The 25,608-nt window shown below is 72.7% G+C and carries 22 protein-coding genes; 10 read left to right on the top strand and 12 right to left on the bottom strand.

From position 1 onward, the window contains the following. Positions 1–6: 6 nt before the first annotated feature. The 5 genes from QFW80_RS01015 (at position 7) to QFW80_RS01035 (ending at position 5,073) form a co-directional block, all read left to right on the top strand. The gene (locus tag QFW80_RS01015; protein WP_280599096.1) at positions 7–507 is read left to right on the top strand and encodes an MOSC domain-containing protein; all 501 of its coding nucleotides are present in this window, start codon (positions 7–9) and stop codon (positions 505–507) included. Positions 508–509: 2 nt separating this feature from the next. Next, positions 510–1,040, top strand: coding sequence for an alpha/beta hydrolase (locus QFW80_RS01020; protein ID WP_280599097.1), 531 nt, complete (start codon positions 510–512; stop codon positions 1,038–1,040). After that, positions 1,037–3,268 (top strand): bifunctional 23S rRNA (guanine(2069)-N(7))-methyltransferase RlmK/23S rRNA (guanine(2445)-N(2))-methyltransferase RlmL, encoded by a 2,232-nt coding sequence (gene rlmKL / locus QFW80_RS01025; protein WP_280599098.1) that lies wholly within the window; start codon positions 1,037–1,039, stop codon positions 3,266–3,268. The genes QFW80_RS01020 and rlmKL overlap by 4 nt, the downstream gene beginning before the upstream one ends. A gap of 115 nt (positions 3,269–3,383) precedes the next feature. Continuing rightward, a complete protein-coding gene (locus tag QFW80_RS01030) occupies positions 3,384–4,244 on the top strand; it encodes a pirin family protein (protein ID WP_280599099.1) in 861 nt (286 codons plus the stop codon). Positions 4,245–4,626: 382 nt separating this feature from the next. Continuing rightward, positions 4,627–5,073, top strand: a complete 447-nt coding sequence (locus tag QFW80_RS01035; RefSeq protein WP_280599101.1) for a hypothetical protein — start codon at positions 4,627–4,629, stop codon at positions 5,071–5,073. A 78-nt stretch (positions 5,074–5,151) separates the two neighbouring features. Here QFW80_RS01035 and QFW80_RS01040 read toward each other — a convergent pair whose 3' ends face one another. The 6 genes from QFW80_RS01040 to QFW80_RS01065 all read right to left on the bottom strand — a co-directional run bounded on the left by QFW80_RS01040 (position 5,152) and on the right by QFW80_RS01065 (position 12,321). Next, positions 5,152–5,592 carry a hypothetical protein gene (locus QFW80_RS01040; RefSeq protein WP_280599103.1) on the bottom strand — a complete coding sequence of 147 codons (441 nt, stop codon included), beginning with the start codon at positions 5,590–5,592 and terminating at the stop codon, positions 5,152–5,154. 72 nt (positions 5,593–5,664) lie between these two features. Continuing rightward, on the bottom strand, positions 5,665–6,525 hold the full coding sequence (locus QFW80_RS01045; protein ID WP_280599104.1) for a pirin family protein: 861 nt from the start codon (positions 6,523–6,525) through the stop codon (positions 5,665–5,667). Between the two features lie 230 nt (positions 6,526–6,755). Next, complete coding sequence (locus QFW80_RS01050) at positions 6,756–7,298, bottom strand: SixA phosphatase family protein (protein ID WP_280599105.1); 543 nt, start codon at positions 7,296–7,298, stop codon at positions 6,756–6,758. Between the two features lie 88 nt (positions 7,299–7,386). After that, on the bottom strand, positions 7,387–7,620 hold the full coding sequence (chaB, locus tag QFW80_RS01055) for a putative cation transport regulator ChaB (protein ID WP_280599106.1): 234 nt from the start codon (positions 7,618–7,620) through the stop codon (positions 7,387–7,389). Positions 7,621–7,848: 228 nt separating this feature from the next. Next, positions 7,849–11,343, bottom strand: a complete 3,495-nt coding sequence (mfd, locus tag QFW80_RS01060; protein ID WP_280599107.1) for a transcription-repair coupling factor — start codon at positions 11,341–11,343, stop codon at positions 7,849–7,851. Between the two features lie 120 nt (positions 11,344–11,463). Further along, positions 11,464–12,321, bottom strand: a complete 858-nt coding sequence (locus QFW80_RS01065) for a 23S rRNA (adenine(2030)-N(6))-methyltransferase RlmJ (protein ID WP_280599108.1) — start codon at positions 12,319–12,321, stop codon at positions 11,464–11,466. Between the two features lie 152 nt (positions 12,322–12,473). Here QFW80_RS01065 and creB point away from each other — a divergent pair, with 152 nt between their 5' ends. The 5 genes from creB (at position 12,474) to QFW80_RS01090 (ending at position 17,777) form a co-directional block, all read left to right on the top strand. Then, positions 12,474–13,145 (top strand): two-component system response regulator CreB, encoded by a 672-nt coding sequence (creB, locus tag QFW80_RS01070; RefSeq protein WP_280599110.1) that lies wholly within the window; start codon positions 12,474–12,476, stop codon positions 13,143–13,145. A gap of 4 nt (positions 13,146–13,149) precedes the next feature. Further along, positions 13,150–14,577, top strand: a complete 1,428-nt coding sequence (gene creC, locus QFW80_RS01075) for a two-component system sensor histidine kinase CreC (protein ID WP_280599112.1) — start codon at positions 13,150–13,152, stop codon at positions 14,575–14,577. 100 nt (positions 14,578–14,677) lie between these two features. After that, the gene (gene creD, locus QFW80_RS01080) at positions 14,678–16,042 is read left to right on the top strand and encodes a cell envelope integrity protein CreD (protein WP_280599114.1); all 1,365 of its coding nucleotides are present in this window, start codon (positions 14,678–14,680) and stop codon (positions 16,040–16,042) included. A 230-nt stretch (positions 16,043–16,272) separates the two neighbouring features. Further along, on the top strand, positions 16,273–16,896 hold the full coding sequence (locus QFW80_RS01085; protein ID WP_425603480.1) for a GNAT family N-acetyltransferase: 624 nt from the start codon (positions 16,273–16,275) through the stop codon (positions 16,894–16,896). Further along, positions 16,893–17,777 carry a carbon-nitrogen hydrolase family protein gene (locus QFW80_RS01090; protein WP_280599118.1) on the top strand — a complete coding sequence of 295 codons (885 nt, stop codon included), beginning with the start codon at positions 16,893–16,895 and terminating at the stop codon, positions 17,775–17,777. Before QFW80_RS01085 ends, QFW80_RS01090 begins: the two co-directional genes overlap by 4 nt. Positions 17,778–17,938: 161 nt before the next feature. Here QFW80_RS01090 and QFW80_RS01095 read toward each other — a convergent pair whose 3' ends face one another. The 6 genes from QFW80_RS01095 to phoB form a co-directional block, all read right to left on the bottom strand. Next, complete coding sequence (locus tag QFW80_RS01095; RefSeq protein WP_280599119.1) at positions 17,939–18,484, bottom strand: phosphatase PAP2 family protein; 546 nt, start codon at positions 18,482–18,484, stop codon at positions 17,939–17,941. Further along, positions 18,462–19,610, bottom strand: a complete 1,149-nt coding sequence (locus tag QFW80_RS01100) for a glycosyltransferase family 4 protein (RefSeq protein WP_280599121.1) — start codon at positions 19,608–19,610, stop codon at positions 18,462–18,464. The genes QFW80_RS01095 and QFW80_RS01100 overlap by 23 nt, the downstream gene beginning before the upstream one ends. Before the next feature lie 150 nt (positions 19,611–19,760). Continuing rightward, the gene (gene ppx, locus QFW80_RS01105; RefSeq protein ID WP_280599122.1) at positions 19,761–21,296 is read right to left on the bottom strand and encodes an exopolyphosphatase; all 1,536 of its coding nucleotides are present in this window, start codon (positions 21,294–21,296) and stop codon (positions 19,761–19,763) included. Next, entirely contained in the window at positions 21,296–23,344 is a 2,049-nt protein-coding gene (ppk1, locus tag QFW80_RS01110; protein WP_280599157.1) for a polyphosphate kinase 1, read from the bottom strand. The genes ppx and ppk1 overlap by 1 nt, the downstream gene beginning before the upstream one ends. 104 nt (positions 23,345–23,448) lie before the next feature. Then, complete coding sequence (gene phoR, locus QFW80_RS01115) at positions 23,449–24,774, bottom strand: phosphate regulon sensor histidine kinase PhoR (RefSeq protein WP_280599124.1); 1,326 nt, start codon at positions 24,772–24,774, stop codon at positions 23,449–23,451. A gap of 124 nt (positions 24,775–24,898) precedes the next feature. Continuing rightward, entirely contained in the window at positions 24,899–25,588 is a 690-nt protein-coding gene (gene phoB, locus QFW80_RS01120; protein WP_280577125.1) for a phosphate regulon transcriptional regulator PhoB, read from the bottom strand. Between the last annotated feature and the right edge of the window lie 20 nt (positions 25,589–25,608).

Raw genomic sequence — 25,608 nt, forward strand, 5'->3', positions numbered from 1 at the left:
TGGGCGATGAAACTGCCGCCGCCCGGAAGCGACCTGCACCGGCTCATGACCCGCTTCCCGCGCGCCGGACAGGTGCGCTGGATCGGCCTGCGGCCCGCGCGCGACGTGCCGATGCGCGAGGTCGATTCCGCGCAGGCCTCCGCCGGTGGCGGCCTGGCCGGGGACCGCTATCGCGGCGGCAGCGGCAAGCGCGGCGTCACCCTGATCCAGGCCGAGCACCTGCCGGCGATCGCGGCGCTCGCCGGCCACGCCGTCGTGGCGCCGGCGACCCTGCGGCGCAACCTGCTGGTCTCCGGCATCCCGGTCATCGCGCTCAAGGGCGTGCGCTTTCGCGTCGGCGAGGCGCTGCTGGAAGGCACCGACAGCTGCGATCCCTGTTCGCGCATGGAGACCGCGCTCGGTCCCGGTGGCTACAACGCGCTGCGCGGCATGGGCGGGCTGTGCGCGCGCGTGCTCGAAGGCGGCCTCGTGCGCGTGGGCGATGCGGTGCAGTGGGTGGACGCGTGAGCGTGCGCGGGCACTGCATCCTGTCGCACGGCTTCGAGAGCGGGCCGTCGGCGACGAAGGTGGCCGCGCTGGCGGAAGTCGCCCGGCGCATGGGCTGGAGCGAGGAGCGGCCCGATTACACCGACCTGGACGCGCGTACCGATGTCAGCAGCCTGGGCGACGTGCACGCACGCGTCGAGCGGCTGCACGCGCTGGCCGTGGAGGCCGCCCACCGGCGCCCGCTGGTGCTGGCGGGCTCGAGCCTGGGCGCGTGGATCTCCGGGCAGGTGTCGCTGCGGGTGCCGGTGCGGGCGCTGTTCCTGATGGCGCCGCCCACGCGCATGGGCGACGCGCCGCCGCTGCAGGCGGCAGACGTGCCGGTGTCGATCGTGCACGGCTGGCACGACGAGCTGATCCAGGCGATGTCGGTGGTCGAATGGGCGCGCGCGCGCAGCGCCACGCTGCTGATGGTCGACGACGAGCACCGGCTGGCCGACCATGTCGATGCCTCGGCGCAGGCGTTCGGACGCCTGCTCGACAGCCTGGCGCGATGAGGTTTTTCGCCTCCTGCGCGAAGGGGCTGGAATACCTGCTGGCCGACGAGCTGGTCGCGCTCGGCTGCGCGCGCGCCACCGCGGCGGTGGCCGGCGTCAATGTCGAGGGCGACGCGGCCGATGCGCAGCGCGCGGTGCTGTGGTCCCGACTGGCGAGCCGGGTGCTGTGGCCGCTGGTCGAGTTCGACTGCCCGGACGTCGACGCACTGTACGACGGCGCGCGTGCCGTGGCGTGGCAGGATCACCTGGACGCGGGCATGACCCTGGCGGTCGACGCCCACGTGTCGGGCGAGGCGATCACGCATGCCCGATACGCCGCGCTGCGGGTCAAGGACGCGGTGGTCGATGCGTTGCGCGAGCACGGTGGCACGCGCCCGGACGTCGACGTCGAGGCGCCGGACCTGCGCCTGAACCTGGTGGTGCGCAAGGGGCGCGCGATCGTGTCGGTCGACCTCGGCGGCGGTCCGCTGCACCGGCGCGCATGGCGCCGTGCCCAGGGCGAGGCACCGCTGAAGGAGACGCTGGCGGCGGCGGTGCTGGCGCGCGGCGGCTGGCCGGCGCTGTACGCGCAGGGCGGCGCGCTGCTGGATCCGATGTGCGGCAGCGGCACGCTGCTGATCGAGGGCGCGCTGATGGCGGCCGACGTGGCCCCGGGCCTGCTGCGCCATGGCGACGCGCCGCCCAGTCGCTGGCATGGCTTCGATCGCGCGCGCTGGCAGTCGCTGGTCGAGGAGGCGCTGGCGCGCGAGCGTGCCGGCCGCGCCGCGCTGCGGCCCGCATTCGCCGGCAGCGACGCCGATCCCCGGGCGATCGCCGCCGCGCGCGAGAACGCGACGGCGGCCGGCCTGCGCGACGCGATCGCCTGGGAGGTGTGCCCGGTCGACCGCCTGCACCAGTTGCCGGCACGGCTGGAGCCGGCGGTTGGGCCAGGGGCCGGGGGCCCGCTGCCGGACGATGACGGCAGCGCGGACCCGGGCGCCGCGCGCGGGGCCCCGACCGCGCCGGGCCTGGTGGTCTGCAACCCGCCCTACGACGCCCGCCTCGCGGCGGATGCCGCGCTCTACCGCGCGCTCGGCGATGCGCTGCGGCGCGTCGCGCCGGAGTGGCGCGCGAGCCTGCTGTGCGGCGACCGCGAGCTCGGCTTCGCCACCGGCCTGCGCGCGCGCAGGCACTACCAGGTGCTCAACGGGGCGCTGGAATGCACGCTGCTGGTGTGCGACCCGATCCAGCCGGCGGCGCGCGGCCCCTCCGGACCCCGCGAACTTTCCGATGGCGCGCGCATGGTCGCCAACCGCCTGCGCAAGACCCTGCGCGCCTCGAAGGCCTGGCGCGCGCGCGAGCGCGTGGACTGCTTCCGCGCCTACGACGCGGACCTCCCGGAGTACGCCGCCGCGATCGACGTCTACACCGACGCGTTGGGCGGCGAGCGCTGGCTGCACGTGCAGGAGTACGCCGCGCCCGCGGAGATTCCCGAAGCGGTCACCCGCCGCCGCTTCGGCGAACTGCTGGCCGGCGCCGCGGAGGCGCTGGAGGTGCCGCGCGAGCGCATCGCGACCAAGACCCGCGCGCGCGGCAAGGGCGGCAGCAAGTACGGACAGCTCTCGCACCGCGGCGAACTGCTCACCGTGCGCGAGGGCGAGGCGCGCCTGAAGGTGAACCTGTTCGACTACCTCGATACCGGCCTGTTCCTCGACCATCGCCCGCTTCGGCTGCGGATCGCGCGCGAGGCGCAGGGCGGGCGCTTCCTCAACCTGTTCTGCTACACCGGCGCGGCCACCGTGCATGCCGCGGTCGGCGGCGCGGCGCAGACCACCAGCGTCGACCTCTCGGCCACGTACCTCGAATGGCTGGCCGACAACCTGCGCGAGAACGCCATCGGCGGCACCCGCCACCGGATCGCGCAGGCCGACGCCCTGGCCTGGCTGCGCGCGGACCGGGGCGAGTACGACCTCGTGTTCTGCGACCCGCCCACGTTCTCCAATTCCGCGCGCGCCGACGATTTCGACGTGCAGCGCGCGCACGTGGAACTGCTGTCGCTGGCGGTGGCGCGGCTGGCGCCCGCGGGCGTGCTGTACTTCTCCAACAACTACCGCCGCTTCCGGCTCGACGCCGCGGCGGTGTCGGCCTTCGCCGAGGTCGAGGAGATCAGCGCGGACACCCTGCCGCCGGACTTCGCGCGCAATCCGCGCATCCATCGCACCTGGCGCCTGCGGCGCAGGATGGCCTGAGCGGAGGCCGCGCGGCGGAAGGCGTGCGCGGCTGGCAAGTAGCGTTCCGCAAATGCCACTGTGGCCACGCCTGGCCGGGCGCATATTGTGGGCCTGTCCAACCAAGGGGTGCCCCATGAACGCCACCACGCCGGTCCGCTACGCCCGCATCGCCCGCAAGGTCCGCGGCACGCCCGCCTCCGACGGCGCCGGCGTGCGCCTGACCCGGGTGATCGGCGGCGGCGAACTGCCCGACCTCGATCCGTTCCTGCTGCTCGACGAGTTCGGAACCGACCGCCCGGAGGATTACCTGGCCGGCTTCCCGAGCCATCCGCACCGCGGCTTCGAGACCGTGACCTACATGCTCGACGGTCGCATGCGGCACAAGGACAACCACGGCAACGAGGGCCTGCTGGTCTCCGGCAGCGTGCAGTGGATGACCGCCGGCCGCGGCCTGGTGCATTCGGAAATGCCCGAGCAGGAAGCCGGCCGCATGCGCGGCTTCCAGCTGTGGGTGAACCTGCCGGCGAAGGACAAGATGGTCGAGCCGCGCTACCAGGAGTTCGCGCCCGATCGCCTGCCGGTGGTGCAGCCGGCGGACGGCGTGTCGGTGAAGATCGTGGCCGGCGAAGTCGACGGCGTGCGCGGGCCGATCGCGCAGCCGGCGACCGACCCGATCTATCTCGACGTCACCCTGGCGCCGGGGGCGGCCTGGTCGCACGCGCTGCCGGACGGGCACAACGCGTTCGCATACGCCTTCGAAGGCGCGGTCGCGCTCGGCGACGGCGAGGATGCGCGCGACCTCGCGACGCAGGAAATGGCGGTGCTCGGCGGCGGCGAGTGGCTGGCGCTGCGCGCCGGCGAGGGTGGCGCGCGGGTGCTGGTGGTCGCCGGCCGTCCGCTGCGCGAGCCGGTCGCGCGCCACGGGCCGTTCGTGATGAACACGCGCCAGGAGCTGATGCAGGCCTTCGTCGATTTCCAGGAAGGCCGCTTCTGACGGCGGCGGTCCCCGTGTTCGCGGGGACGTGGCAGACGCATGCGCGGGGCCGTCGCATCCAACACGGATGCGGCGGCCTTCGCGCGTGCAGTTGCCGGATGCTGCGATGGCTGCGCACCGCGAACGCCGGGCGCCAGCACCGCGTGTACCGCAACGTGCGACCGCGGCATTCGCAGCGCATCCCACGTGCCGCATGTCGCGTCGTGCGGCGCTGCAGCACGACTCGTGCTTGGACACGCGGCCGGTTTGGGTATAGTGGCCGCGAAACGGAATTCATCCCCCTTGCGGCATCGATGAATTGCCCACGACGCTGTTGCGGTGCAGCACTTCCCCCATGCAGGGCTGTGACCTCGTGGTCCCTTCGCTACATGGAGTGAGATCAATGAAGCCGATGTACCTGCTGCTGGCCGGCCTGCTGTGGTCCGGCCATGCGGTCGCGCAATCCGCTGCCGAAAACTGCCCCGAACTTCCCGCCGGCGCCGACCTGGGCTGGGACGTGGTGAACGGTCCGGACTTCGTGTTCTGCAAGGCGATCCGGGCCAGCGACGGCACCCAGGCGTTCTCGGTGATGCTGGGCCGCGATTCGCCGTTCCGGCCCGACCGCAACCTGCGCGAGGAGGAGGCCGAGATCGACGGCCACGACGTGCGCTGGTATCGCGCCGACGTCGCCACCCGCCAGAACGTGCTGGTGCGCGAGACGCTGGTGGAGCTGGGGCGGCGCAGCCAGGCGCACATCGTGGTGCGGGCCGATTCGGAAGACCTGCTGGCGCAGAACCGCCAGCTCGCCGAGCGTCTGCGCTTCCGCGACGGCGCGGTCGGCGGCGACTGACTCCGGCGCTGCCGGCAACGCCCTGCGGGTGGGCCTAGAACACGGGGCGCGCCACTCGCGCGCGCCCGGCGTCGCGACTCAGTTGCTGCCGATCCGGGTATCGGAGAAGCGCAGGCCCTCGGCCTGGCGCAGGCTGTCGGCGAGCTGCTGCTCATTGTCCACCCGCACCATGATGTGCGCGGTCAGCTCGTCGTCGAGTTCGACCAGCGTTTCGCGCACCAGCGCGTTCTGCACCGCCAGTTCGCCGCGGTACCAGCGCACCTCGTGGCCGTCGATCACCGCCTCCTCTTCGCGCAGCCTGAAGCGCTCGCGGAACGGAGATTCCGCGCGCAACATCACCGAAAACGCCTGCTGGCCGTCTTCGCGCATCGCCTTGCAGAACAGGAAATCATCGCCCGCCGCGGTTTCCCAGGCCAGGCCACTCCCGGCCGGCAACTCCGGGCAGCGGCCGGCGGACTGGGCGAAGGCGCCTGCGGGCAGGCACAGGGCAGCGGCTGCGAGCCAATGCTTCATGGTCATGACAGATCCCCCGATGTGTCCCGACAGTGCCATGGACGGCTGCATGATGCAATGCACAAAATTTGAAGTGCGTCATCTTTCCGGGAGGGGGATGAACTCGGTCTCGCCCGGGATGGTGCCGAAATTCCCGGCCTCCCAGTCGCGCTTGGCCTGCTCGATGCGCTCCTTCGAGGAGGACACGAAGTTCCACCACAGGTGCCGCGGACCGTCGAGCGGCTCGCCGCCGAACAGCAGCGCCCGTACCGGGGTCTTCGCGCGCAGCACCGCCGGCGCGCCCGGCGTGGGCAGTACCAGGTGGCGGGCGGGCAGGTCGTGGCCGTCCAGCTGCGCCTCGCCCTCGAGGATGTAGAGCGCGCGCTCGGGGTGGCTGGCCTCGATCCGCATTTCTGCGTCCGGATCGAGGTCGATCGCCACGTTGAGGGTGTCGCTGAAGACCGCCACCGGCGACTGCTCGCCGTACGCGCGCCCGGCGATCACGCGCAGGTGCGCGCCGCGATGGCGCAGGTGCGGCAGGGTTGCCGCGGCGTGGTGGTGGAACGCCGGCGCGGTCTCCTCGTGCGCCTTCGGCAGCGCCACCCAGGTCTGCATGCCGTGCAGCGGCTGGCCCCCGCCGCGCAGTTCGCCAGGCGTGCGTTCGGAATGGGAGATGCCGCGACCGGCGGTCATCCAGTTCACGTCGCCCGGGTTGATGTCCTGCAGCGAGCCCAGCGAATCGCGATGGCGGATGGTGCCCGACCAGAGGAAGGTGACCGTGGCCAGGCCGATGTGGGGATGGGGCCGCACGTCGACGCCGACGTCGGGCTCGAACACCGCCGGGCCCATGTGGTCGACGAACACGAACGGGCCCACGCTGCGCGCCTGCAGGGTCGGCACGGCGCGGCGGACGACCATGTTGCCGATGTCGTGCTCGCGCGGGGCGATGATGGTGGTCATGCGGAGATCCGGCGGTGGGCTGGCCGGCAGCATCGCATGCGCCCGCGCGCGGCAGCCGGAGCCGACGGCAACGCACCGTTCCGTCCCCGGCCCGGTCTGCGCGCCGGCGCCTGTCGAACCGGCAGGTGCCGGAACGCGGAAGGGTGGTCACGCCGCCCGGCGGGAGGATCTTCAACGCAATCGCGTACCGCCCAGGGCGCAACGACGCGCGCGCCTGCCCGGGCCCGGCGCTACGGCCGTGGGCCAGCTGCCTCGTAGCGGGACACCTCGAGCACCGGGCCGTCCGGACCGGAGCGGATCACGCTGACGCGGTCGTACTCGGTTTCCGGCATCGGCTCGGTTTCGCACCCGCACAGCGCGGCGACGATGTCCGGCACGGTGTTGCTGTGGCCGGCCACCAGCACGGTTCCCTCCGGATGCGCGCCGCGCAGCTGCGCGGCGAAGGCGGACGCGGGCAGGCGGGCGTCGTAGGTGCGCGGGGTCAGGGCCTGGCGTGCCGCCACCGGCGCCACGGTGGCGCGGGTGCGGCGGTAGCCGGTGGCGTAGATCGCGGCGAGCCGGGTGCCGGCCAGGAGGCGCGCGAGGGACTCGGCGCGCGCCTGGCCGCGCGTGTCCAGGTCCGGATCATCGGCCGGCGCCGCCAGCTTCTCTGCGTGGCGCACGACGATGAAGGTCGGCCCCTGGCCGGCGGTCACGTCGCCGCGCGCGCCCGCGCAGCCGATCAGCACGAAGGCGAGCAGGGCGGTCAATCCCGGACGAAGGCGTGCTGTCATTCCGCCATTGTGCGCGAAGCGGTCGAGCACGAACGGGTCCCGGGCCCCGTGCGGCGGCGGGGGACGCCGGATGCGCGGCCCCGGCGGGTCAGGACGTCTTCGGATGCCACATGTCGTCGTCGCCCTTTTCGTACTTTTCCTTCACCGCCGCCCAGGCCACCCGGTGCGCGGTTTCCTCGCGACCCGTATCGCCGCGGCGGTCGTCGGGACCCTTGTACTGGTCCCAGGCGCTGTTGAAGGCTTCCTTGTAGATCTCCTGCGCGTGCTTGGGCGTGTTGTCGCGGACCGAGTCGGGCAGGTCGCTGATGCGGTCGTAGGGCATTGGAGACGCTCCGGGCGGGCCTGCGACCCTAGCGCCGGACGCGTCACCATGCGGTGACTTGGATGTGAACGCGCGGAAGGTGCGGGTGTCACCGGCATCCCCGGAGGCGACGGGCACGGCCGCCGCGGGATGGTCACCGAACGATGCGGCGGCGTGCCCGACGCCGCCAGTTCGAGGCCGCGCGTGCTGCCCGTTCCGTCGCGCCGCTGCGCTCTGCGGCCGGCGCGCTCAGCGTTTCCGGTCGTCGGCACGCTGCGCGCCGGAAGGCGCGAGCGCGATCAGCAGCCCGCGCGCGGCCTTGTGCCGGGTCTCGAAATCCGGCAGCGCCAGGGTGATGCGCAGCTTGTCCGGCCCGTCCATGCGGTAGTGCGCCGGCTGGCCCTGGATCAGGCGAATCACCGCCATCGGGTCGACGCCGGGCTTGTCCACGAACTGCAGCCGCCCGCCGGCCTCGCCCAGGTCCAGCTTGCGGATGCCCAGCGCGGTCGCGTCCAGCCGCAGTTCGGCGATCGCGAACAGGTGCTTGGCCGCCGGCGGCAGCAGGCCGAAGCGGTCGATCATCTCCACCTGCAGCTCGCGCAGCTCCGCCGCGTCGCGCGCCGAGCTGATGCGCTTGTACAGCGTCAGCCGCGTGTGCACGTCGGGCAAGTAGTCCTCGGGGATCAGTGCGGGAACGTGCAGTTCGACGTCGGCGCCGCGGTGCAGCGGTTCGTCCGCATCGGGCAGCTTGCCCTGGCGGATCGAGCGCACCGCGCGCTCGAGCAGTTCGGTGTACAGGCTGAAGCCGACCTCGGCCATCTGCCCGCTCTGGTCCTCGCCGAGCAGCTCGCCGGCGCCGCGGATCTCCAGGTCGTGCGTGGCCAGGGTGAAGCCGGCGCCGAGCTCGTCCATCGAGGCGATCGCGTCCAGCCGCTTCTGCGCGTCGCCGGTGATCGAGCGCTGGTCGGGCACCACCAGGTAGGCGTAGGCGCGATGGTGCGAGCGGCCGACGCGTCCGCGCAGCTGGTGCAGCTGCGCCAGGCCGAAACGGTCGGCGCGGTTGATGATGATGGTGTTGGCGTTGGGGATGTCGATGCCCGACTCGATGATCGTCGAGCACAGCAGCACGTTGAAGCGCTGCTTGTGGAAGTCGAGCATCACCCGTTCCAGCTCGCGCTCGGGCATCTGGCCGTGGGCGATGCCGATGCGTGCGTCGGGGACGAGCTCCTGCAGCTGGCGCTGCATGCGGCCGATACTCTCGACGTCGTTGTGCAGGAAGTACACCTGGCCACCGCGCGAGAGCTCGCGCTGGAAGGCCTCGCGCAGCATCGCGTCGTCCCAGGCGTGGACGAAGGTCTGCACCGCCAGCCGGTGCGCCGGCGGGGTGGCGATGATCGACAGGTCGCGCAGGCCGGCCATGGCCATGTTGAGCGTGCGCGGGATGGGCGTGGCGGTGAGCGTGAGCAGGTGCACGTTGGCGCGCAGCGCCTTGAGCGCCTCCTTCTGGCGCACGCCGAACCGCTGCTCCTCGTCCACGATCACCAGGCCCAGGTCCTTGAACTTCACGTCCTTCTGCAGCAGCCGGTGGGTGCCGACGATCACGTCCAGCGAACCGTCGGCGATCTTGCCGATCTCGGCCTTGATCTCCTTGGTGCTCTTGAAGCGCGACAGCACTTCCACCCGCAGCGGCCAGTCGGCGAAGCGGTCGCGGAAGTTGCGGTAATGCTGTTCGGCCAGCAGCGTGGTCGGCACCAGCACCGCCACCTGGCGGCCGGCGGCCGCGGCCACGAACGCCGCGCGCACCGCGACCTCGGTCTTGCCGAAGCCGACGTCGCCGCAGACCACGCGGTCCATCGGCTGGCTGGACCCCAAGTCGCGGATCACCGCCTCGATCGCCGCGTGCTGGTCCGGCGTCTCCTCGAACGGGAACGCCGCGGCGAAGGGCTCGTACATCGCGCGGTCCAGCGGCAGGGCCAGGCCGGCCCGCGCCTGGCGCTTGGCCTGGATCTCCAGCAGCTCGGCGGCCACGTCGCGCACCTTCTCCTGGGCCTTGCGCTTTGCCTTGGTCCACTGCTCGCCGCCGAGGCTGTGCAGCGGCGCGGTCTCGGGCGAGGCGCCGGAGTAGCGGCTGACCAGGTGCAGCTGCGCCACGGGCACGTACAGCCGGTCGCCCTTGGCGTATTCGATGTCGAGGTACTCGCCGGCCTGGCCGCCGGCCTCCAGCGTGACCAGCCCACGGTAGCGGCCGACGCCGTGGTCCTCGTGCACGATCGGCGCGCCTTCGCTGAGCTCGCCCAGGTCGCGGATGATCGCCTCGGGCTCGCGGCCGGCGCGCTTGCGGCGCCGCGGCTGCGCGGCGCGTTCGGGGAACAGCTGGCGCTCGGTGAGCACCGCGATCCGCGGAGCGTCGAGCGCGAAGCCGTCGTCGAGCGGGGCCACGGCGATCGCGAACCTCGCGCCGCCGTCGGCCAGGAACGCGGCGACGTCGGGCAGCACGGTCGGCGAGAGCGCCGCCGCGTCGAGCATCTCCAGCAGCGCTTCGCGGCGGCCGGCGGAGTCGGCGGCGACGAGCACGCGACCCGCGTAGCCGGCGAGGAAGGTCTTCAGCGCCTGGCCGGGTTCGCTGTCGCGCAGGGCGAGCGGCAGCGCCGGCGCGGGCTGGTCGCCGAGCGCGCGCGCCTGGTCGACGCGTGCGTGCGCGGCGCCGCAGACCTCGATCCGCGCGCCGGCGTTCAGCCGCTCGCGCAGGGCGTCGGGCGCGATCCACAGCTCGCCCGGCGGCAGGATCGGGCGCTCGATGTCGTGGCGCAGCTGCTCGAAGCGCTCGCCCGCCTGGCGGAAGAAGTGGTCCGCCGCCTCGAGCGCGCCTTCGTCCACCAGCGGCAGCGTGCCGGGCGGCAGGTAGTCGAACAGCGTCGCGGTGCTGGCGAAGAACAGCGGCAGGTAGTACTCGATGCCGGCCGGGACGATGCCGGCCTTGAGGTCCTGCATCAGCGCGCTGCGCCGGGTGTCGACGTCGAAGCGGTCGCGCAGCGCGTCCAGCACCGCGGCCAGGGCCTCGGGATGGGTCGGCACCTCGCGGCCGGGCAGCATGCGCACGGCCTCGACCCGGTCGAGCGAGCGCTGGGTTTCGGGATCGAAGGCGCGGATCGACTCGATGCTGTCGTCGAACAGTTCCACCCGGTAGGGCTCGGTGGCGCCCATCGGATAGACGTCGAGCAGGCCGCCGCGCACGGCGAACTCGCCCGGATCGAACACCTGCGGCACGTTGCGGTAGCCGGCGCCCTCGAGGCGGCGCTTCTCGGCATCGAGGTCGAGCACCTGGCCAACGCGCACGTCGAAGGCGCTGCCGACCGCGTGGCGCAGCGGCGGCAGCCGCTGCAGCAGGGTCTGCACGGGCACGATCACGAGCGCCGGGCCGGCGAGCGACGGCAGCCGCAGCAGCGCGGCCAGGCGCTGGGAGACGATGTCCGGGTGCGGGCTGAAGCGGTCCCATGGCAGGGTTTCCCAGTCCGGGAACGCGACCACCGGCAGTGTCGCGTCCGTGCCCGCCAGCGTGTGCAGGTCGGCTTCGAGCTGGTGCGCGGCGTGGTTGTCGCGTGCGATCAGCAGAACCGGCGCGCCGTGCGCGCGTGCCGCCTGCGCGGCGTGCCAGGCCAGCGCGCTGCGGCTGGCGGGGGCGCGCCACCAGGCGCGGGGCTGGCCGGGCCGCGGCAGCGGCGGGGCAGTGGAGTCTGCGGGCATGGCGGGCGGGGGTGTCCGGAAGAAAAGCACGACGGCGCCGGCAACCTGCGTCGCCCGCGTGCGGGCCGGCGATTTTACCGCGCGTGCGTGGACGTGGTTCTCACGCGTTCCGGCGGGGCCTCACGCGTCCGCTGCGCGCAGCCACTGCACGCGGTGGGCGCCGCCGCGCGGCGCGAGCACGGACCGCAGGGCCGCCAGCAGTGTTTCGAGCCCGGCGTCGAACCGCCAGGGTGGATTGCATAGCAGCAGGCCGCTGCCGCTCATGCGCAGCGCCGATTCCTCGGCCACCATCAGTTCGGCGCACAGCACGGATTTCGCCGGCAGGTGCGCGGCCCGGCGCAGGAACGGCTGCACGGTCGCGCGCTGCTTGATCGGGTACCACAGCACGAACATGCCCTGCGGCCAGCGCCCCAGGCCCTCGCGCAGCGCGGCAAGCGCGGGGTCGAATTCCGCCCGCTGCGCCTCGTACGGCGGGTCGACCAGGACCAGGCCGCGCCCGATCCGCACGCCCTCGGGCCTCGGGGGCAGCAGCGCGCCGACCGCCGCGTAGCCATCGCGCTGGTGCACGCCGATGCGCGGATCGGCGCCCAGTTCGCGCTTCAGGGCCGCGGCCTCGTCGGCCTGCAGTTCGCAGCAGGCGATGCGGTCCTGCGCGCGCAGCGCGTGCGCCAGCAGCCAAGGCGAACCGGGATAGGCGGTATCGCCGTGCACGGCGCGGCAGGCGGCGATCGCGTCGCGGTAGCGATCCAGCGCGGGCGGCACACGGGCGCAGCGCATCACCGCCTCGACACCGTCCACGGCTTCGCCCGTACGCTGCGCCTCGGGATCGTCGAGCCGATACAGGCCGCGGCCGGCATGGGTGTCCAGCGCGAAGCAGGGCGAAGGCTTGGCCACCAGCGCGTCGCACAGCGCGAGCAGCACGGCGTGCTTGAACACGTCGGCGTGGTTGCCGGCGTGGAAGGCGTGGCGGTAGTTCATCGTGGGCGGGCAGCGGCGCGGAAGTGCCGGCAGGATGGGGGCAGGCCCGGCAAATGTCATCTGCCCTGGCGCGTGCGCGCTGCGCCGGCGGCGATGAACCAGTACGCTTGCCACGCCCGCTCCGGGCGCGTCCCGCACCCCGACACCCCGCCATGGCCCGCATCCTCCTGGTCGAAGACGAGCGCGCGATCGCAGACACCGTCGTCTATGCCCTGCGCGAGGAGGGCCACGCGGCCACCCATTGCCTGACCGCGGGCGACGCGCTGCGCGCCGCGGACGCGGATGCGTTCGACCTGGCGATCCTCGACGTCGGCCTGCCCGACCTCGGCGGCTTCGCGCTGTGTGCGAAGCTGCGCGAAGGACGCGACCTGCCGGTGATCTTCCTCACCGCGCGCCAGGAGGAGGCCGACCGCATCCGTGGCTTCGAGCTCGGCGCGGACGACTACGTGCCCAAGCCGTTCTCGCCGCGCGAACTGGTGGCCCGGGTACGCGCGGTGCTGCGCCGCGCCGGCGGCGACGCGCGCGCCGGCCAGGCTGCCGGCTTCGAGCACGATGCGGACGGCCTGCGCATCCGCTACCGCGGCCGCCTGCTGGAACTGACGCGCTACGAATACGGGCTGCTGGCCGCGCTGCTGGCGCGGCCGGGCGCGGTGCTGTCGCGCGCCCAGCTGATGGACCGGGTCTGGGGCGATGCGCTCGAGACCGGCGACCGGACCATCGACACCCACGTCAAGACGGTACGCGCCAAGCTGCACGCGATCGCCCCGGACACCGACCCGATCCGCACCCACCGCGGGCTCGGCTACTCGATCGACGCGGACTGACGCGATGCGGATCGGCCTGCGCATCCTGCTCGGCTACTTCGTGATCGTCGCGCTGGCGGGCTTCCTGCTGCTGCGCGTGTTCGTGCAGGAGGTCAAGCCCGGCGTGCGCCAGGCGATGGAGGACACGCTGGCCGACACCGCCAACGTGCTGGCCGAGCTGGCCGCCGACGACCTGCTCGCCGGGCGCATCGCCGACGGCCGCTTCGCCGCGCGCATCGCCAACCTGCGCCAGCGCGACCTCGGCGCGCGCATCTGGGACTTCGACAAGGATGCGGTGAGCTACCGCATCACCGTCACCGATGCCGCCGGCATCGTGGTCTTCGATTCGGCGGGGCTGGACGTGGGCCGCGACAACTCGCGCTGGAACGACGTCTACCTGACGCTGCGCGGCCGCTACGGCGCGCGTTCGACCCGCAGCGACCCGGACGACGACGGCTCGTCGGTGATGTACGTCGCCGCGCCGGTGCGCGACGGCGAGCGGATCGTCGGCGTGCTCACGGTGTCCAAGCCCAACCGCACGATCGAGCCGTTCATCCAGCGCAGCGAGCGCATCGTGCGCAACTGGGGCCTGGTGCTGCTGGGCACGGCGCTGGCGATCGGCTTGCTGGCGGCGTGGTGGCTGTCGCGCCAGCTGGGCGGGCTGCAGCGCTATGCGCGCGCGGTGACCGAAGGCGAGCGCGCGGTGCCGCCGCGATCGGCCGGAGAGTTCCGCGAGCTCGGCCAAGCGCTGGAGACCATGCGCGACCGGCTCGAGGGCAAGCAGTACGTCGAGCAGTACGTGCACGGCCTGACCCACGAACTGAAGTCGCCGCTGACCGCGATCCGCGGCGCCGCCGAACTGCTCGAACGCCCGCTGCCGGAGGACGACCGCGCCCGCTTCGCGGCCACCGTGCGCGATCAGGCCGAGCGCCTGGCCCGGACCATCGACAAGCTGCTGGCGCTGGCGGCGGTCGAGCACCGCCAGCGCATCGAGCAGCCCGAGCCGGTCGACCTGCCGACGCTGCTGGACGAAGTGGTGCAGGACGCGGCGATGCGCGCGGCCGAGGCCGGCGTGCGCATCGAAAGCCGGGTCGGGGGCGCGCTGCCGTCCCTGCGGGGCGACCGCTTCCTGCTGCGGCAGATGCTCGGCAACCTGGTCGACAATGCGATCGACTTCTCCCCCGCAGGGGGCGTGGTCGGCCTGGCTGCGGTCGGTGATGGCGACCGGGTCCGCTTCGAGGTCGACGACCGCGGCCCCGGCCTGCCCGACTACGCCGCCGGGCGCGTGTTCGAACGCTTTTACTCGCTCCCGCGGCCGCGTACCGGCGCGCGCAGCAGCGGCCTGGGCCTGGGCTTCGTGCGCGAGGTCGCCGCCCTGCACGGGGGCGGGGCCACGCTGGACAACCGGCCGGGCGGCGGCGCCGTCGCGGTGGTGACGCTGCCCGCCGCCTAGGCCCGCCGGCGCCCGCTTCACCTTCGCCTCACCATCGCGCCATCGTCGCCTCGCAGGCGCGCGCCACGCTGCGCACCGACAACCCACGAGGAGCGGTGCGATGCGGCTGTGGCTGAAGATCCTGATGGTGCTGGGCATGACCCTGGCGATCCTGGTGCCGCTGGTGATGGTGCGCGGCGTGATCCACGACCGCCAGTCGCACCGCGCGCAGGCGGTGCAGAGCATCGCGCGCAGCGAGGCGGGGGCGCAGGGCATCGCCGGCCCGGTGCTGGTGGTGCCGTGGACCGAGGTGGTCGAGGTGGAGGAGAAGGACGCGCGCGGCGAGGTGGTCCGCCGGGTGCGGCGCGACGGCGAAAGCGGGCAGTGGCTGTTCTTCCCCGATGCGATGGCGCTCGACGGCACCCTGGCGCCGTACACGCGCCGGCTCGGTCTGCACGAAGTGCGCATGTACGCGCTGGAGGGGCGGTTGTCGGCCACGTTCGACGCCCGCATCCCGCGCGATGCCGACCCCGCGCTGCCGCGGCGCATCGGCCAGCCCTGGCTGGCCTGGGGCCTGGCCGACGTGCGCGGCCTGCGCGGCGCGCCGCGGCTGCAGGTCGACGGCGCGGAGACGCCGCTGCTGCAGGGCCTGGGGCATCGCGATGCCCCGGGCGTGCACGTGCGCCTGGCCGCGCCCGCTGCCGGCGCACGCGTGGCGCTGGACACGCAGCTGGCGTTCGAACTGGCCGGCGCGGAATCGCTCGCGATCGCGCCACTGGCGCAGCAGACACGGGTCACGCTGGCCTCGACGTGGCCGCATCCGCGCTTCAACGGCGCCTTCCTGCCGACCCGGCACGAGATCGGCGCCGACGGCTTCCGCGCCACCTGGCAGGTTTCGTCGCTCGCGACCAACGCCCAGGCCCAGTACCGCGGCGGGGCGTCGCTCTCGTCGGCGTCGGTCGTGCAGCTGGGCGAGGGCATCGATGCCGGACTCGACGCGATCGCGCTCTCGCTGGTCGAGCCGGTCGACGGCTATGCCCAGGCCGACCGCGCGACCAAGTACGGGCTGCTGTTCGTGCTGCTGACCTTCGTGGGCTTCTTCATGCTGGAACTGGTGAAGCAGTTGCGCATCCACCCGATCCAGTACGGACTGGTGGGGCTGGCGCTGGCGATCTTCTTCCTGCTGCTGGTCAGCCTGTCCGAACACATCCCCTTCGGCTGGGCCTACCTGGCCGCCGCGACCGCCTGCATCGGCCTGCTCGGCTTCTATCTGTCCCACGTGCTGCGCAGCCGCGCGCGCGGCGTTGGTTTCGCGCTGATGCTGGCCACGCTCTACGCCGCGCTGTACGGCCTGCTGGTCTCCGAGGACAACGCCCTGGTGCTGGGCTCGGGCCTGCTGTTCCTGATCCTGGCCGCGATCATGGTGGTCACGCGCCGGGTGGACTGGTACCAGCTGTCCGCGGGGGCCGCGCCACGCGCGCCGTGAGGCGAGAGTGCCCTGGCGCAGGGCCGCGGTCGCGCCGATGGCGGCGGAGCACAGGCTTCGCCGCCGCGGCGGATGGCAACCCGGCGTCGCCCTCGACATGGAACGCCGCATCGCCTGGCGCACGCGGGGCGGGGCATGGGCTCATCCGGCGCGTGCCTGTGGAGCCTCTGCGGCGCGTGCACGCCGGCGCGGCCGACGGCATCATGGAGCGCCCCGTCCAGCGGCCGACGATGCCGGATCCACGCCCCGCCTCCGCCGACGCCTGCCGGATCGAGATCGCGACCGGTCCGGAGGCGACCGCCCATCTCGCGCGTATCGCCGCCTTGCGCATGGCCGTGTTCCGCGAGTGGCCGTACCTGTACGCGGGCGACGAGGCGTACGAACGCGAGTACCTCGCCGCCTACGCCGCCTCGCCACGCAGCGTGTTCGTGCTGGCGCTGGCGGGCGATGAGGTGGTCGGCGTGGCGACCGGCGTCCCGCTCGCGGACGAGGCGCCCGCCTTCCGCGCGCCCTTCGAACAACACGGACCGGACCCGGCGCAGGTGTTCTATTTCGGCGAGTCGGTGCTGCTACCCGAATGGCGGGGCCAGGGCGTCGGCCATGCGTTCTTCGACGGGCGCGAGGCGCATGCGCGCGCCTTGGGCGGGTTCGCCTGGACCGCTTTCGCGGCGGTGGAGCGCAGCCCGGACGATCCGCGCCGTCCCGCCCGCCCGCGCAGCCACGACGCGTTCTGGCGCGGTCGCGGCTATGCCCCGCGGCCGGGCCTGGCGCTGGAGCTCGAATGGTCCGAGCCCGGGCGCGGGCCGTGTGCGCACACGCTGCAGGTGTGGTTGCGCGCGCTGGAGCCGGCATGAGGATCGCGGTCGCGCGCTACACCGTGGGCCAGCCGACCGACTTCGACGCGTTCGCGGCGCGGCAGCGGCGGATGCTCGGCGAGGCCGCGGCGAACGGCGCGCGCATCGCGGTGCTGCCCGAGTACCTGTCGCTGGAACTCGCGGCGACGTTCGATGCGCCCGTCGCCGGCGACCTGCACGCCTCCCTCGCGGCGATCCAGCAGTATCGGCCGCGCTGGGTCGACCTGTTCGCCGACCTCGCGCGCGGGACCGGCCTGCTGGTGGTGGCCGGCACGTTCCTGCTGGACACCGGCGGCGGTCGCTACCGCAACCGCTGCGACCTGTTCCACCCCGATGGCGGCCACGCCTGGCAGGACAAGCTGCAGCTGACGGGGTTCGAGCGCCATGCCGGCGTGATCGACCGCGGCGACGCACTGAAGGTGTTCGCGTTCGAAGGCCTGCGGCTGGGGGTCGCGGTCTGCTACGACATCGAGTTCCCGCTGCCGGTGCGCGCGCAGGTCGCGGCCGGCGCGCGGCTGCTGCTGGTGCCCAGCTGCACCGACACCGCGGCCGGCGCCACCCGAGTGCGCACGGGCTGCCTGGCGCGCGCGCTGGAGAACCGCTGCTTCGTCGCCCAGGCGGTGACCGCCGGCGAGGCGTCGTGGAGCCCGGCGCTGGACGTGAATACCGGGCAGGCGGCGGTGTTCGCGCCGATGGACGTGGGCTTTCCCGACGACGGCGTGCTGGCCGGCGCGTACGAGGATGCCGACTGGGCGTTCGCCGACGTCGACGTGGCGGTGCTGGAGGCCAGCCGCGCTGCGGCCCAGGTAGCCAACGACCGCGACTGGCATGGACAGAACCTGCCGGCCCTGGCGACGGCGCGTGTAGACACCTTCGCCTGAACGCGATGCGCCGCCACGGGGGCGGAGCGTCCGGCCGCCGTCGGCGAGGCGCGCGCCACGCCGGTGATCGCGTTCCGCCTCGACCAGCGCACGCGTGCGTCGGCGAGTGGTCCGGGCCGGCGCGGGGACCGGTGCGCCGGTGCCCGTCCTCCGTGCCGCGGCTACACGGGCAGCGGCATCCCCGCCCACAGCGACACGCCCGCAAGCGCGCCGCCGATCGCCGTGGCCGCGAGCACGTCGCTGGGGTAGTGCAGCCCGAGCACCACGCGCGAGATCCCCACGCTCGCGGTGAACGGCAGCAGCAGCCAGGCCAGCGACGGATAGTGCGCCAGCGCCACCACGGTGAACGCGACCGCGTGCAGGGTGTGGCCGGACGGGAAGCTGAATTCGTCCAGCGGCGCGATCCAGGCGCGGATGCGTCCGTCGGCTGCGAACGGCCGCGGTCGGCGCGTCCAGCGCTTGAGGGCCTTGTACAGGCTCAGCGCGGCCACGCCGGTGACCGCGAGGTGCAGGCTGGCGAGCAGGCCGTCCCGTCCATCGAGCAGCACCATCGCCGCCATCAGCGTGTACCAGAACACCCCGTCGCCAAGGCGGCTGATCGCGGCGAAGTAGCGCCGGATCGACAGCCGCGATCCCGCGCGGTTGGCGCGCAGGCACCAGCCCGAATCGTTCTGGGCCCACCAGCTAGGCTGCGGCGCGGTCGACATGGACAGGCTCCTTCCCGGACAGGTGCGAGAGCAGGTGGTCGAAGTCGGCGGCCACGCGCGCCGGCGACAGGCCGAGCATCGCCTGGCGCGCGGACGCGCCCATGGCACGCATCGCCTCCGGAACGGTGCCGATGCGCACGGCCGCGTCCACGAACGCGTCCGCATCGCCCGGCGGGATCGCGGCGCCGTGCCGGCCGTCGCGCAGGTGCTCGCGCGCGGCGCCGTAGTCGTAGGCCACCACGGCGACCCCGCTGGCCATCGCTTCCAGGGTGACGTTGCCGAAGGTCTCGCTCAGGCTCGGGAACGCGAACAGGTCGGCGCAGGCGAACAGCCGCGCCAGCGCCTCGCCGCGGCGCACGCCGGCAAACACGAAATCAGGGTTGTCACGCTGCAGCGTCCCGCGCATCGGGCCGTCACCGACCCACACGTAGCGCGCACCGGGCCGCCTTGCCTGCAGGGCGCGGAAGGCACGCACCGCCAGGCCCAGGTTCTTCTCCGGCGCGATCCGGCCGACATGGATCACCAGCGGGGCGTCCGGCGCGACGCCGATCGACTCGCGCAGGGCCGCGTCGCGGCGCGCGGAATCGAACAGGCCGGTGTCCACCGCACGCCGCAGCAGCCGCGCGCGTGCGAAGCCGCGCGTGCGCAGGAAGGTTTCGAGTTCCTGCGTGGGCACCAGGGTGGCGTCGGCGCGATTGTGGAAATGGCGCATCCAGCGTAGCGCCACCGGCTCCAGCCATGGCAGGCGGTAGTCGCGCATGTAGCTGTCGAAGCGCGTGTGGAAGCCGGTGGCGACGGGAATGCCGGCCCGGCGCGCGGCCCGCAGCGCCGACCAGCCGAGCGGGCCTTCGGTGGCGATGTAGACCGCGTCGGGGCGCGCGTCGCGCCATGCACGCGCCAGGGTGGCGGTCGCGGGCAGGCCCGCGCGCAGTCCGGGGTATCGCGGCAGCGCGATCCCCCGCACCAGCAGTTCTCCGGCACCGGGCGCGGCGCCGTCGTCCTGGCGTGGCCGGATCACCGACACCATATGCCCGCGGTCGCGCAGTCCGGTCTCGAGCGAGCTGACGGTCAGCGCGACGCCGTTGACCTCGGGCGGGTAGGTCTCGGTGACGATGGCGTAATGCATGCGGCCTCCGCGTTCGGCGCATGCTGCCGCGCAGGCATGAAGTGCCCATGGCAGGCGCATGACGGCGCGATGACGCGGGCCGCATCGGCTGAGTCCTCGGGATGAGACCGGACCGGCGGGCCGGCCGCTGGGCGGAGACCGCGCGGCCGTTCAGTCGGCGGCGATCGCCAGCTGCACGCCGAGCGGCGCGATGTCGGCCGGTTCGCCCTCGAGGTCCGCGCGCAGCAGTGGCCGGTTTTCCAGCCAGCGGCGGGCCAGGCGCAGGGTCATGCGGCTGTCCTCGACCTCCAGCTCGAGGCGCGGAATCTCGTCGCCATCACGCGCTCGGTGCAGCAGGGCCGAGATCCGCAGCAGCGCCGCCGTGCGCCGGGCCGCGCCGAGCAGCCGGTCGGGCAGGGCGTCGAACGCCGATTTCGGGATGCGCCGGCGGTGGGTGCGCACCAGCGCGGCGAGGAACTGCTGCTCCTGGCGCGAGAAGCCGGCGATGTCCGAATGCTCGATCACGTAGGCGCCGTGCACCTGGTACTGGCTGTGCGCGATCGCCAGGCCGAGCTCGTGCAGGCGCGCGCCCCAGGCGAGCATCAGCAGGTCGTCGGAATCGAGCTTCCATGCCGGTGCGGCCTGTTCGAACAGCCGAATCGCAGTGGCCTCCACGCGCGCGGCCTGGGCCACGTCGATGCCGTAGCGCTGGGTGAGCGCGCCGATGGAGGCTTCTCGCGGGTCGTCTTCGCCGCCGCGGCCGAGCATGTCGTACAGCACGCCCTCGCGCATCGCCGCCTTGCTCACCGCCATGCGCGCGAGCCCGAGCGCATCGAACGCGGCTTCCAGCACCAGCACGCCGCCGGCGATGATCGGCCGGCGGTCGTCGGACAGGCCGGGCAGGTCGATGGCCTCGATCGAACCGGCCTGCAGCAGCCGGTCGCGCACCTGGGGCAGGGCCTCGGCGGTGACCGCGCCCTTGGTGAGCTTCATCGCCGCGCAGATCTCGCCGATCGCCTTGCAGGTGCCGGATGCCCCTATGGCCTCGTTCCAGCCCAGCGCGCGATAGGCGTTGGCGAACTGCTGGAACTCCGAGCCGACCTCGATCACCGCCTCGCGCCACTTCCTGCGCGTGAGCTTGCCGTTGCCGAAGAACCGCCGGGTGGTGGCGATGCAGCCCACCTGCAGGCTTTCGCGCTCGATCGCCTGGAAGCCGCGGCCGATGATGCACTCGGTGGAGCCGCCGCCGATGTCGACCACGAGCCGCAGGCATCCGGCCTTGGGCGGCTGCGCATGGGCGACACCGAGGTAGATCAGGCGCGCTTCCTCGCGTCCGGAAATCACCTCGATGCCGTGGCCGAGCGCGGTTTCGGCCGGCACCAGGAACGACTGCGGCGCGGCCAGCAGGCGCACGGTATTGGTGGCCAGCGCGCGCACGCGCTGCGGCGGGATGTCGCGGATGCGCTGGCCGAAGCGCGCCAGGCAGGTGAGCGCGCGCTGGCGCACGTCCAGCGACAGGCCACCCTTGCCGTCCAGGCCCTCGGCCAGGCGCACGGTCTCGCGCAGGCGGTCGACGATGCGCAGCTGGCCGAGCGTGTAGCTGGCCACCACCATGTGGAAGCTGTTCGAGCCCAGGTCGATCGCGGCCAGCATGTCGCCGTCGCGCAGGGGCGAGGTCAGGGATCCCGCACGGGCAAGCGCATCCATCATCCGCAGAGTTTGGCCAGCAGGGAGGCTTGCGCCGAATGCGGCATGGTGTCGCCGAGGGGCGCCAGCTTGCGGTAAACGCCATCCTCGTGCAATTCCCAGGCGTTGAGGTTGTCGGCCAGGTAGTTGTCCAGCGCCTCCTCGCGCACGCGCGCGGCGATCTCCGGATCCAGCACCGGGAAGCAGGTCTCCACCCGCCGCAGCAGGTTGCGTTCCAGCCAGTCGGCGCTCGAGCAGTAGAGCTCGGGCTGGCCGTCGTTGCCGAACCAGTACACGCGGTGGTGCTCCAGGAAGCGGCCGATGATCGAGCGCACGCGGATGTTCTCCGACACGCCCGGCACGCCTGGACGCAGCGAGCACGCGCCGCGCACGATCAGGTCGATCGACACGCCCGCCTGCGAGGCCGCGTACAGCGCGCGCATCACCTGCGGCTCGTTGAGCGCGTTCATCTTGGCGACGATGCGCCCCGGGCGGCCCGCCTGCGCGTGCCGGGTCTCGCGCTCGATCCGCGCCAGGATCCCGGCATGCAGGGTGAACGGCGACTGCAGCAGGCGGCTCAGCGATATCGCCGGCGCCAGCCCGGACAGTTGCTGGAAGATCAGGTGCACGTCGTTGCCGATGTCCGGGTCGGCGCTGATCAGGCCGAAGTCGGTGTACACGCGCGCGGTGCCCGAGTGGTAGTTGCCGGTGCCCAGGTGCACGTAGCGCCGGAGCTTGCGGCCCTCGCGCCGCACCACCAGCAGCATCTTCGCGTGGGTCTTGTAGCCCACCACGCCGTAGACGACCTGCACGCCGGCCTCCTGCAGCCGGTCGGCCAGGCCGAGGTTGGCCTCCTCGTCGAAGCGCGCGCGCAGCTCGACCACCACGGTCACGTCCTTGCCGTTCCGGGCGGCCTGCACCAGGTGCTCGACGATCGGCGAATCCTTGCCGGTGCGGTAGAGCGTCTGCTTGATGGCGAGGACGTTCGGGTCCTCGGCCGCCTGCTTGATCAGTTCCAGCACCGGCGCGAACGCGTCGAACGGGTGGTGCAGCAGCACGTCGCCCTCGGACACCAGCTCGAACATGGCGTCGCTGTTCTTCGGCAGCCGCGGCTGGAACGCGGGGAACTTCAGGTCCGGCCGCTGCACCAGGTCGTAGACCTGGATCACCCGGTTGAGGTTCACGGGGCCGTCGATGCGGTAGACCGCGTTCTCCGGCAGCTCGAAGTTCTGCAGCAGCGTGCGCACGATCGGCTTGGGGCAGGTGGCCGCGATCTCCAGCCGCATCGCGCGCAGGTAGCCGCGCCCCTGCAGTTCGTCGCGCAGCGCCAGGGCGAGGTTCTCCACCTCGTCCTCGTCGACGATCAGCTCGGAGTTGCGCGTCACCCGGAACTGGTAGGCGCCCTTGACCTCCATGCCGGGGAACAGCTCGTGCACGAACTCCGACAGCACCGAGGACAGGAACACGAAGTCGTACTCGCCGCCGGAGATCCGCTCGGGCAGCTGGATGATGCGCGGCAGCGAGCGCGGCGCGCGCACGATCGCCAGGTTGCCCACGCGCCCGAACGCGTCGCGGCCCTTGAGCACCACCACGATGTTGAGCGACTTGTTGAGGATCTTCGGGAACGGATGCGCGGGATCGAGCCCCAGCGGCGACAGCACCGGCATGATCTCGTCGCGGAAATAGGCGCGCAGCCAGCGGGTCTGGCGCGCCGTCCACTGTGCGCGGCCGAGCACGCGCACGCCCTTGTCGGTCAGCGCCGGTCGCAGCACCTCGTTCCAGCAGCGGTACTGCGCATCGACCAGTTCGGCCGCGCGGTCGTGGATGCGCTTGAGCACCGTCGCCGGTGCCAGACCGTCCGGCGGCGTGGGAACGGTGCCGAAATCCTGCGCATGGCGCACGGTGGCGGCGCGGATCTCGAAGAATTCGTCGAGGTTGGTGCAGGAGATGCACAGGTAGCGCAGCCGCTCGAGCAACGGCACCGCATCGTCCTGCGCCTGGGCCAGCACGCGGAAGTTGAAGTCCAGCTGCGACAGTTCGCGGTTGAAGTACAGCGCCGGGTCGCGCAACGGGTCGTCGTCGCCGGCGTCGGCTGCCGCCGCGACCGTGCGCGCGGGTCGCGCGCCGCGGCCGCGGGTCGTGGCGGGGGTGTCCGCACCATCGGCGGGTCGGTTCACGGCATGGCTCCGGATGTGGCTGCGTCTCGCGATTCGATCCGCTCGGCGCCGAAATGGCAGGAAAACAGGCTGCCGCGTCCCACTTCGCTGGCGATTTCCAGCCGTGCGTGGTGCAGGTTCAGCACGTGCTTGACGATGGCCAGTCCCAGCCCGGTGCCGCCGGATTCGCGCGAGCGGCTGGTCGAGACCCGGTAGAAGCGCTCGGTGAGCCGCGGCAGGTGCGCGGCGGGGATGCCGAAGCCGCTGTCGCGCACCGACAGCACCAGGCTGTCGCCCTCGCGCGCCAGGCGGATCGTGATCGTGCCTCCCGCGGGCGTGTAGCGCACCGCGTTGCTGACCAGGTTGGAGAACGCGCTGTGCAGCTCCTTGGTCGAACCGCGCAGGTCGACCCCGGCGGCGTCCTCCACCGTCACCACGTGTCGGCCCTGGCTGAGCGCCTCGGCCTCGCGGCGCAGGGTGGACAGCATCGAGCCCATCGCCACCGTCTCGCTGTCGATGCCCTCCTGGGCTTCGAGCCGCGACAGGGTCAGCAGGTCCTCCACCAGCTGGGTCATGCGCTGGGACTGCAGCTGCATCTCCGAGAGCATCGGCGCCCATTCCGGGTGCTCCTGCGGATCGAGCATGTCCAGGTAGCCGTGCACCACGGTGAGCGGGGTGCGCAGTTCGTGCGAGACGTTGGCGACGAAGTCGCGGCGCACCTGCTCGAGCCGCATCATCTTGGTGACATCGCGTGCGACCACCAGCCACAGGTCCTCGGAATACGGGATCAGGCGCAGGTTGAGGCGGATGTCGGCCGAGGCGGGCGAGGTGGCATCGAGCAGCGGCTCGGCGTTGCGCCCGGCCGCGAGCCAATGCGAGATCTGCAGGGTGCGCAGGCGCTCGCCGAGCGGCTGGCCGATGTCGTGCGGGTAGCGCAGGCCGAGCAGCCCGGTGGCCGCTGCGTTGAACCACTGCACCCGCTGGGTGTTGCGTTCAACCACCACCACCGCGTCGGGCAGGGCGGCGGCGACCGCGCGGTAGGCGCGCAACATGGCCACCAGGCGGCGCTTGCGCGCGCGCATGTTCTCCTGATTGGCGCGCAGCTGGCGCTCGAGTTCGTTCCACACCCCCTCGCCGCTGGCGATCGGCTGCCGCTGGCGCGAGGTCAGCCGCGCCAGCACCCGGCGCAGGCGCCAGTAGTGCCAGGCGACCACGCCCAGCGCGGCCAGCGCCAGCGCCAGCCAGACCTGGCCGAGCACCAGCCCGGTGAACAGCGCCGCCGCGAGCACCAGCGCGAGCTGGCCCAGGGTGCGGGTCCACGCGGATCGGGAGCGGGGCGGCATGGCGTGGAATCGGGCGATCGGAATGGCCGGTGGCGGTGGCGGAGGGGTGTAAGCGCTCGATGATATCCGCTGCCGGCGCGCGCCCCGTCAGGTCCGGGGCGGAGCGGGGCGTGGACGCGCCCCGTCAGACCGAAGCGGAGAAGCGGTAGCCCGACCCGCGCACGGTCTGCACCATGCCGTCGAGTCCGGCGGGCTCGAGCGTCTTGCGCAGGCGCCGGATGTGCACGTCGACGGTGCGCTCCTCCACGTACACGCTGCCGCCCCAGACGTGGTCCAGCAGCTGGGTGCGGCTGTAGACGCGCTCGGGGTGGGTCATGAAGAAGTGCAGCAGGCGGTACTCCGTGGGACCGATGCTGACCGGTTCGTCGCCGGCGAACACCCGGTGCGCGGCGCCGTCGATGCGCAGGCGGCCGACGCTGACGCTGCCGTCCTCGTCGTCCTCGCGCGAACGCCGCATCACCGCGCGGATCCGCGCCAGCAGCTCGCGTGCCGAGAACGGCTTGACCACGTAGTCGTCGACGCCGGCCTCAAGCCCGCCGACGCGGTCGTTCTCCTCGCCGCGGGCGGTGAGCATGATGATCGGCACCTCGCGGGTCAGCGTCTCCTTGCGCCAGCGCCGCGCCAGCTCCAGGCCGCTGGTGCCCGGCAGCATCCAGTCGAGCAGGATCAGGTCCGGCACCCGGTCGGCGATCGAGGACTGGGCCTCGCGCGCGTCGCCCGCGTGGGCCGGTTCGAAATCGCCCTTTCGCAGGGCGAAGGCCACCATTTCGCGGATCGCGGGTTCGTCGTCGACGATCAGGATGCGCTTCTGCACGTTTCGTCCTGCGGTGCCGG

This window comes from Luteimonas rhizosphaericola (genome assembly GCF_029888045.1).
Lineage (GTDB): Bacteria > Pseudomonadota > Gammaproteobacteria > Xanthomonadales > Xanthomonadaceae > Luteimonas > Luteimonas rhizosphaericola.

Coding starts and splice junctions, on each gene's coding strand:
- QFW80_RS01100 (WP_280599121.1), bottom strand. CDS start 19,610: ATGCATTACGCCATCGTCACCGAGACCTACCCGCCCGAGGTCAACGGC.
- QFW80_RS01035 (WP_280599101.1), top strand. CDS start 4,627: ATGAAGCCGATGTACCTGCTGCTGGCCGGCCTGCTGTGGTCCGGCCAT.
- QFW80_RS01090 (WP_280599118.1), top strand. CDS start 16,893: ATGAGGATCGCGGTCGCGCGCTACACCGTGGGCCAGCCGACCGACTTC.
- QFW80_RS01065 (WP_280599108.1), bottom strand. CDS start 12,321: ATGAACTACCGCCACGCCTTCCACGCCGGCAACCACGCCGACGTGTTC.
- rlmKL (WP_280599098.1), top strand. CDS start 1,037: ATGAGGTTTTTCGCCTCCTGCGCGAAGGGGCTGGAATACCTGCTGGCC.
- creC (WP_280599112.1), top strand. CDS start 13,150: ATGCGGATCGGCCTGCGCATCCTGCTCGGCTACTTCGTGATCGTCGCG.
- chaB (WP_280599106.1), bottom strand. CDS start 7,620: ATGCCCTACGACCGCATCAGCGACCTGCCCGACTCGGTCCGCGACAAC.
- QFW80_RS01030 (WP_280599099.1), top strand. CDS start 3,384: ATGAACGCCACCACGCCGGTCCGCTACGCCCGCATCGCCCGCAAGGTC.
- mfd (WP_280599107.1), bottom strand. CDS start 11,343: ATGCCCGCAGACTCCACTGCCCCGCCGCTGCCGCGGCCCGGCCAGCCC.
- QFW80_RS01045 (WP_280599104.1), bottom strand. CDS start 6,525: ATGACCACCATCATCGCCCCGCGCGAGCACGACATCGGCAACATGGTC.
- QFW80_RS01040 (WP_280599103.1), bottom strand. CDS start 5,592: ATGACCATGAAGCATTGGCTCGCAGCCGCTGCCCTGTGCCTGCCCGCA.
- creD (WP_280599114.1), top strand. CDS start 14,678: ATGCGGCTGTGGCTGAAGATCCTGATGGTGCTGGGCATGACCCTGGCG.
- creB (WP_280599110.1), top strand. CDS start 12,474: ATGGCCCGCATCCTCCTGGTCGAAGACGAGCGCGCGATCGCAGACACC.
- QFW80_RS01095 (WP_280599119.1), bottom strand. CDS start 18,484: ATGTCGACCGCGCCGCAGCCTAGCTGGTGGGCCCAGAACGATTCGGGC.
- QFW80_RS01015 (WP_280599096.1), top strand. CDS start 7: ATGAAACTGCCGCCGCCCGGAAGCGACCTGCACCGGCTCATGACCCGC.
- QFW80_RS01085 (WP_425603480.1), top strand. CDS start 16,273: ATGCCGGATCCACGCCCCGCCTCCGCCGACGCCTGCCGGATCGAGATC.
- phoR (WP_280599124.1), bottom strand. CDS start 24,774: ATGCCGCCCCGCTCCCGATCCGCGTGGACCCGCACCCTGGGCCAGCTC.
- ppx (WP_280599122.1), bottom strand. CDS start 21,296: ATGGATGCGCTTGCCCGTGCGGGATCCCTGACCTCGCCCCTGCGCGAC.
- QFW80_RS01050 (WP_280599105.1), bottom strand. CDS start 7,298: ATGACAGCACGCCTTCGTCCGGGATTGACCGCCCTGCTCGCCTTCGTG.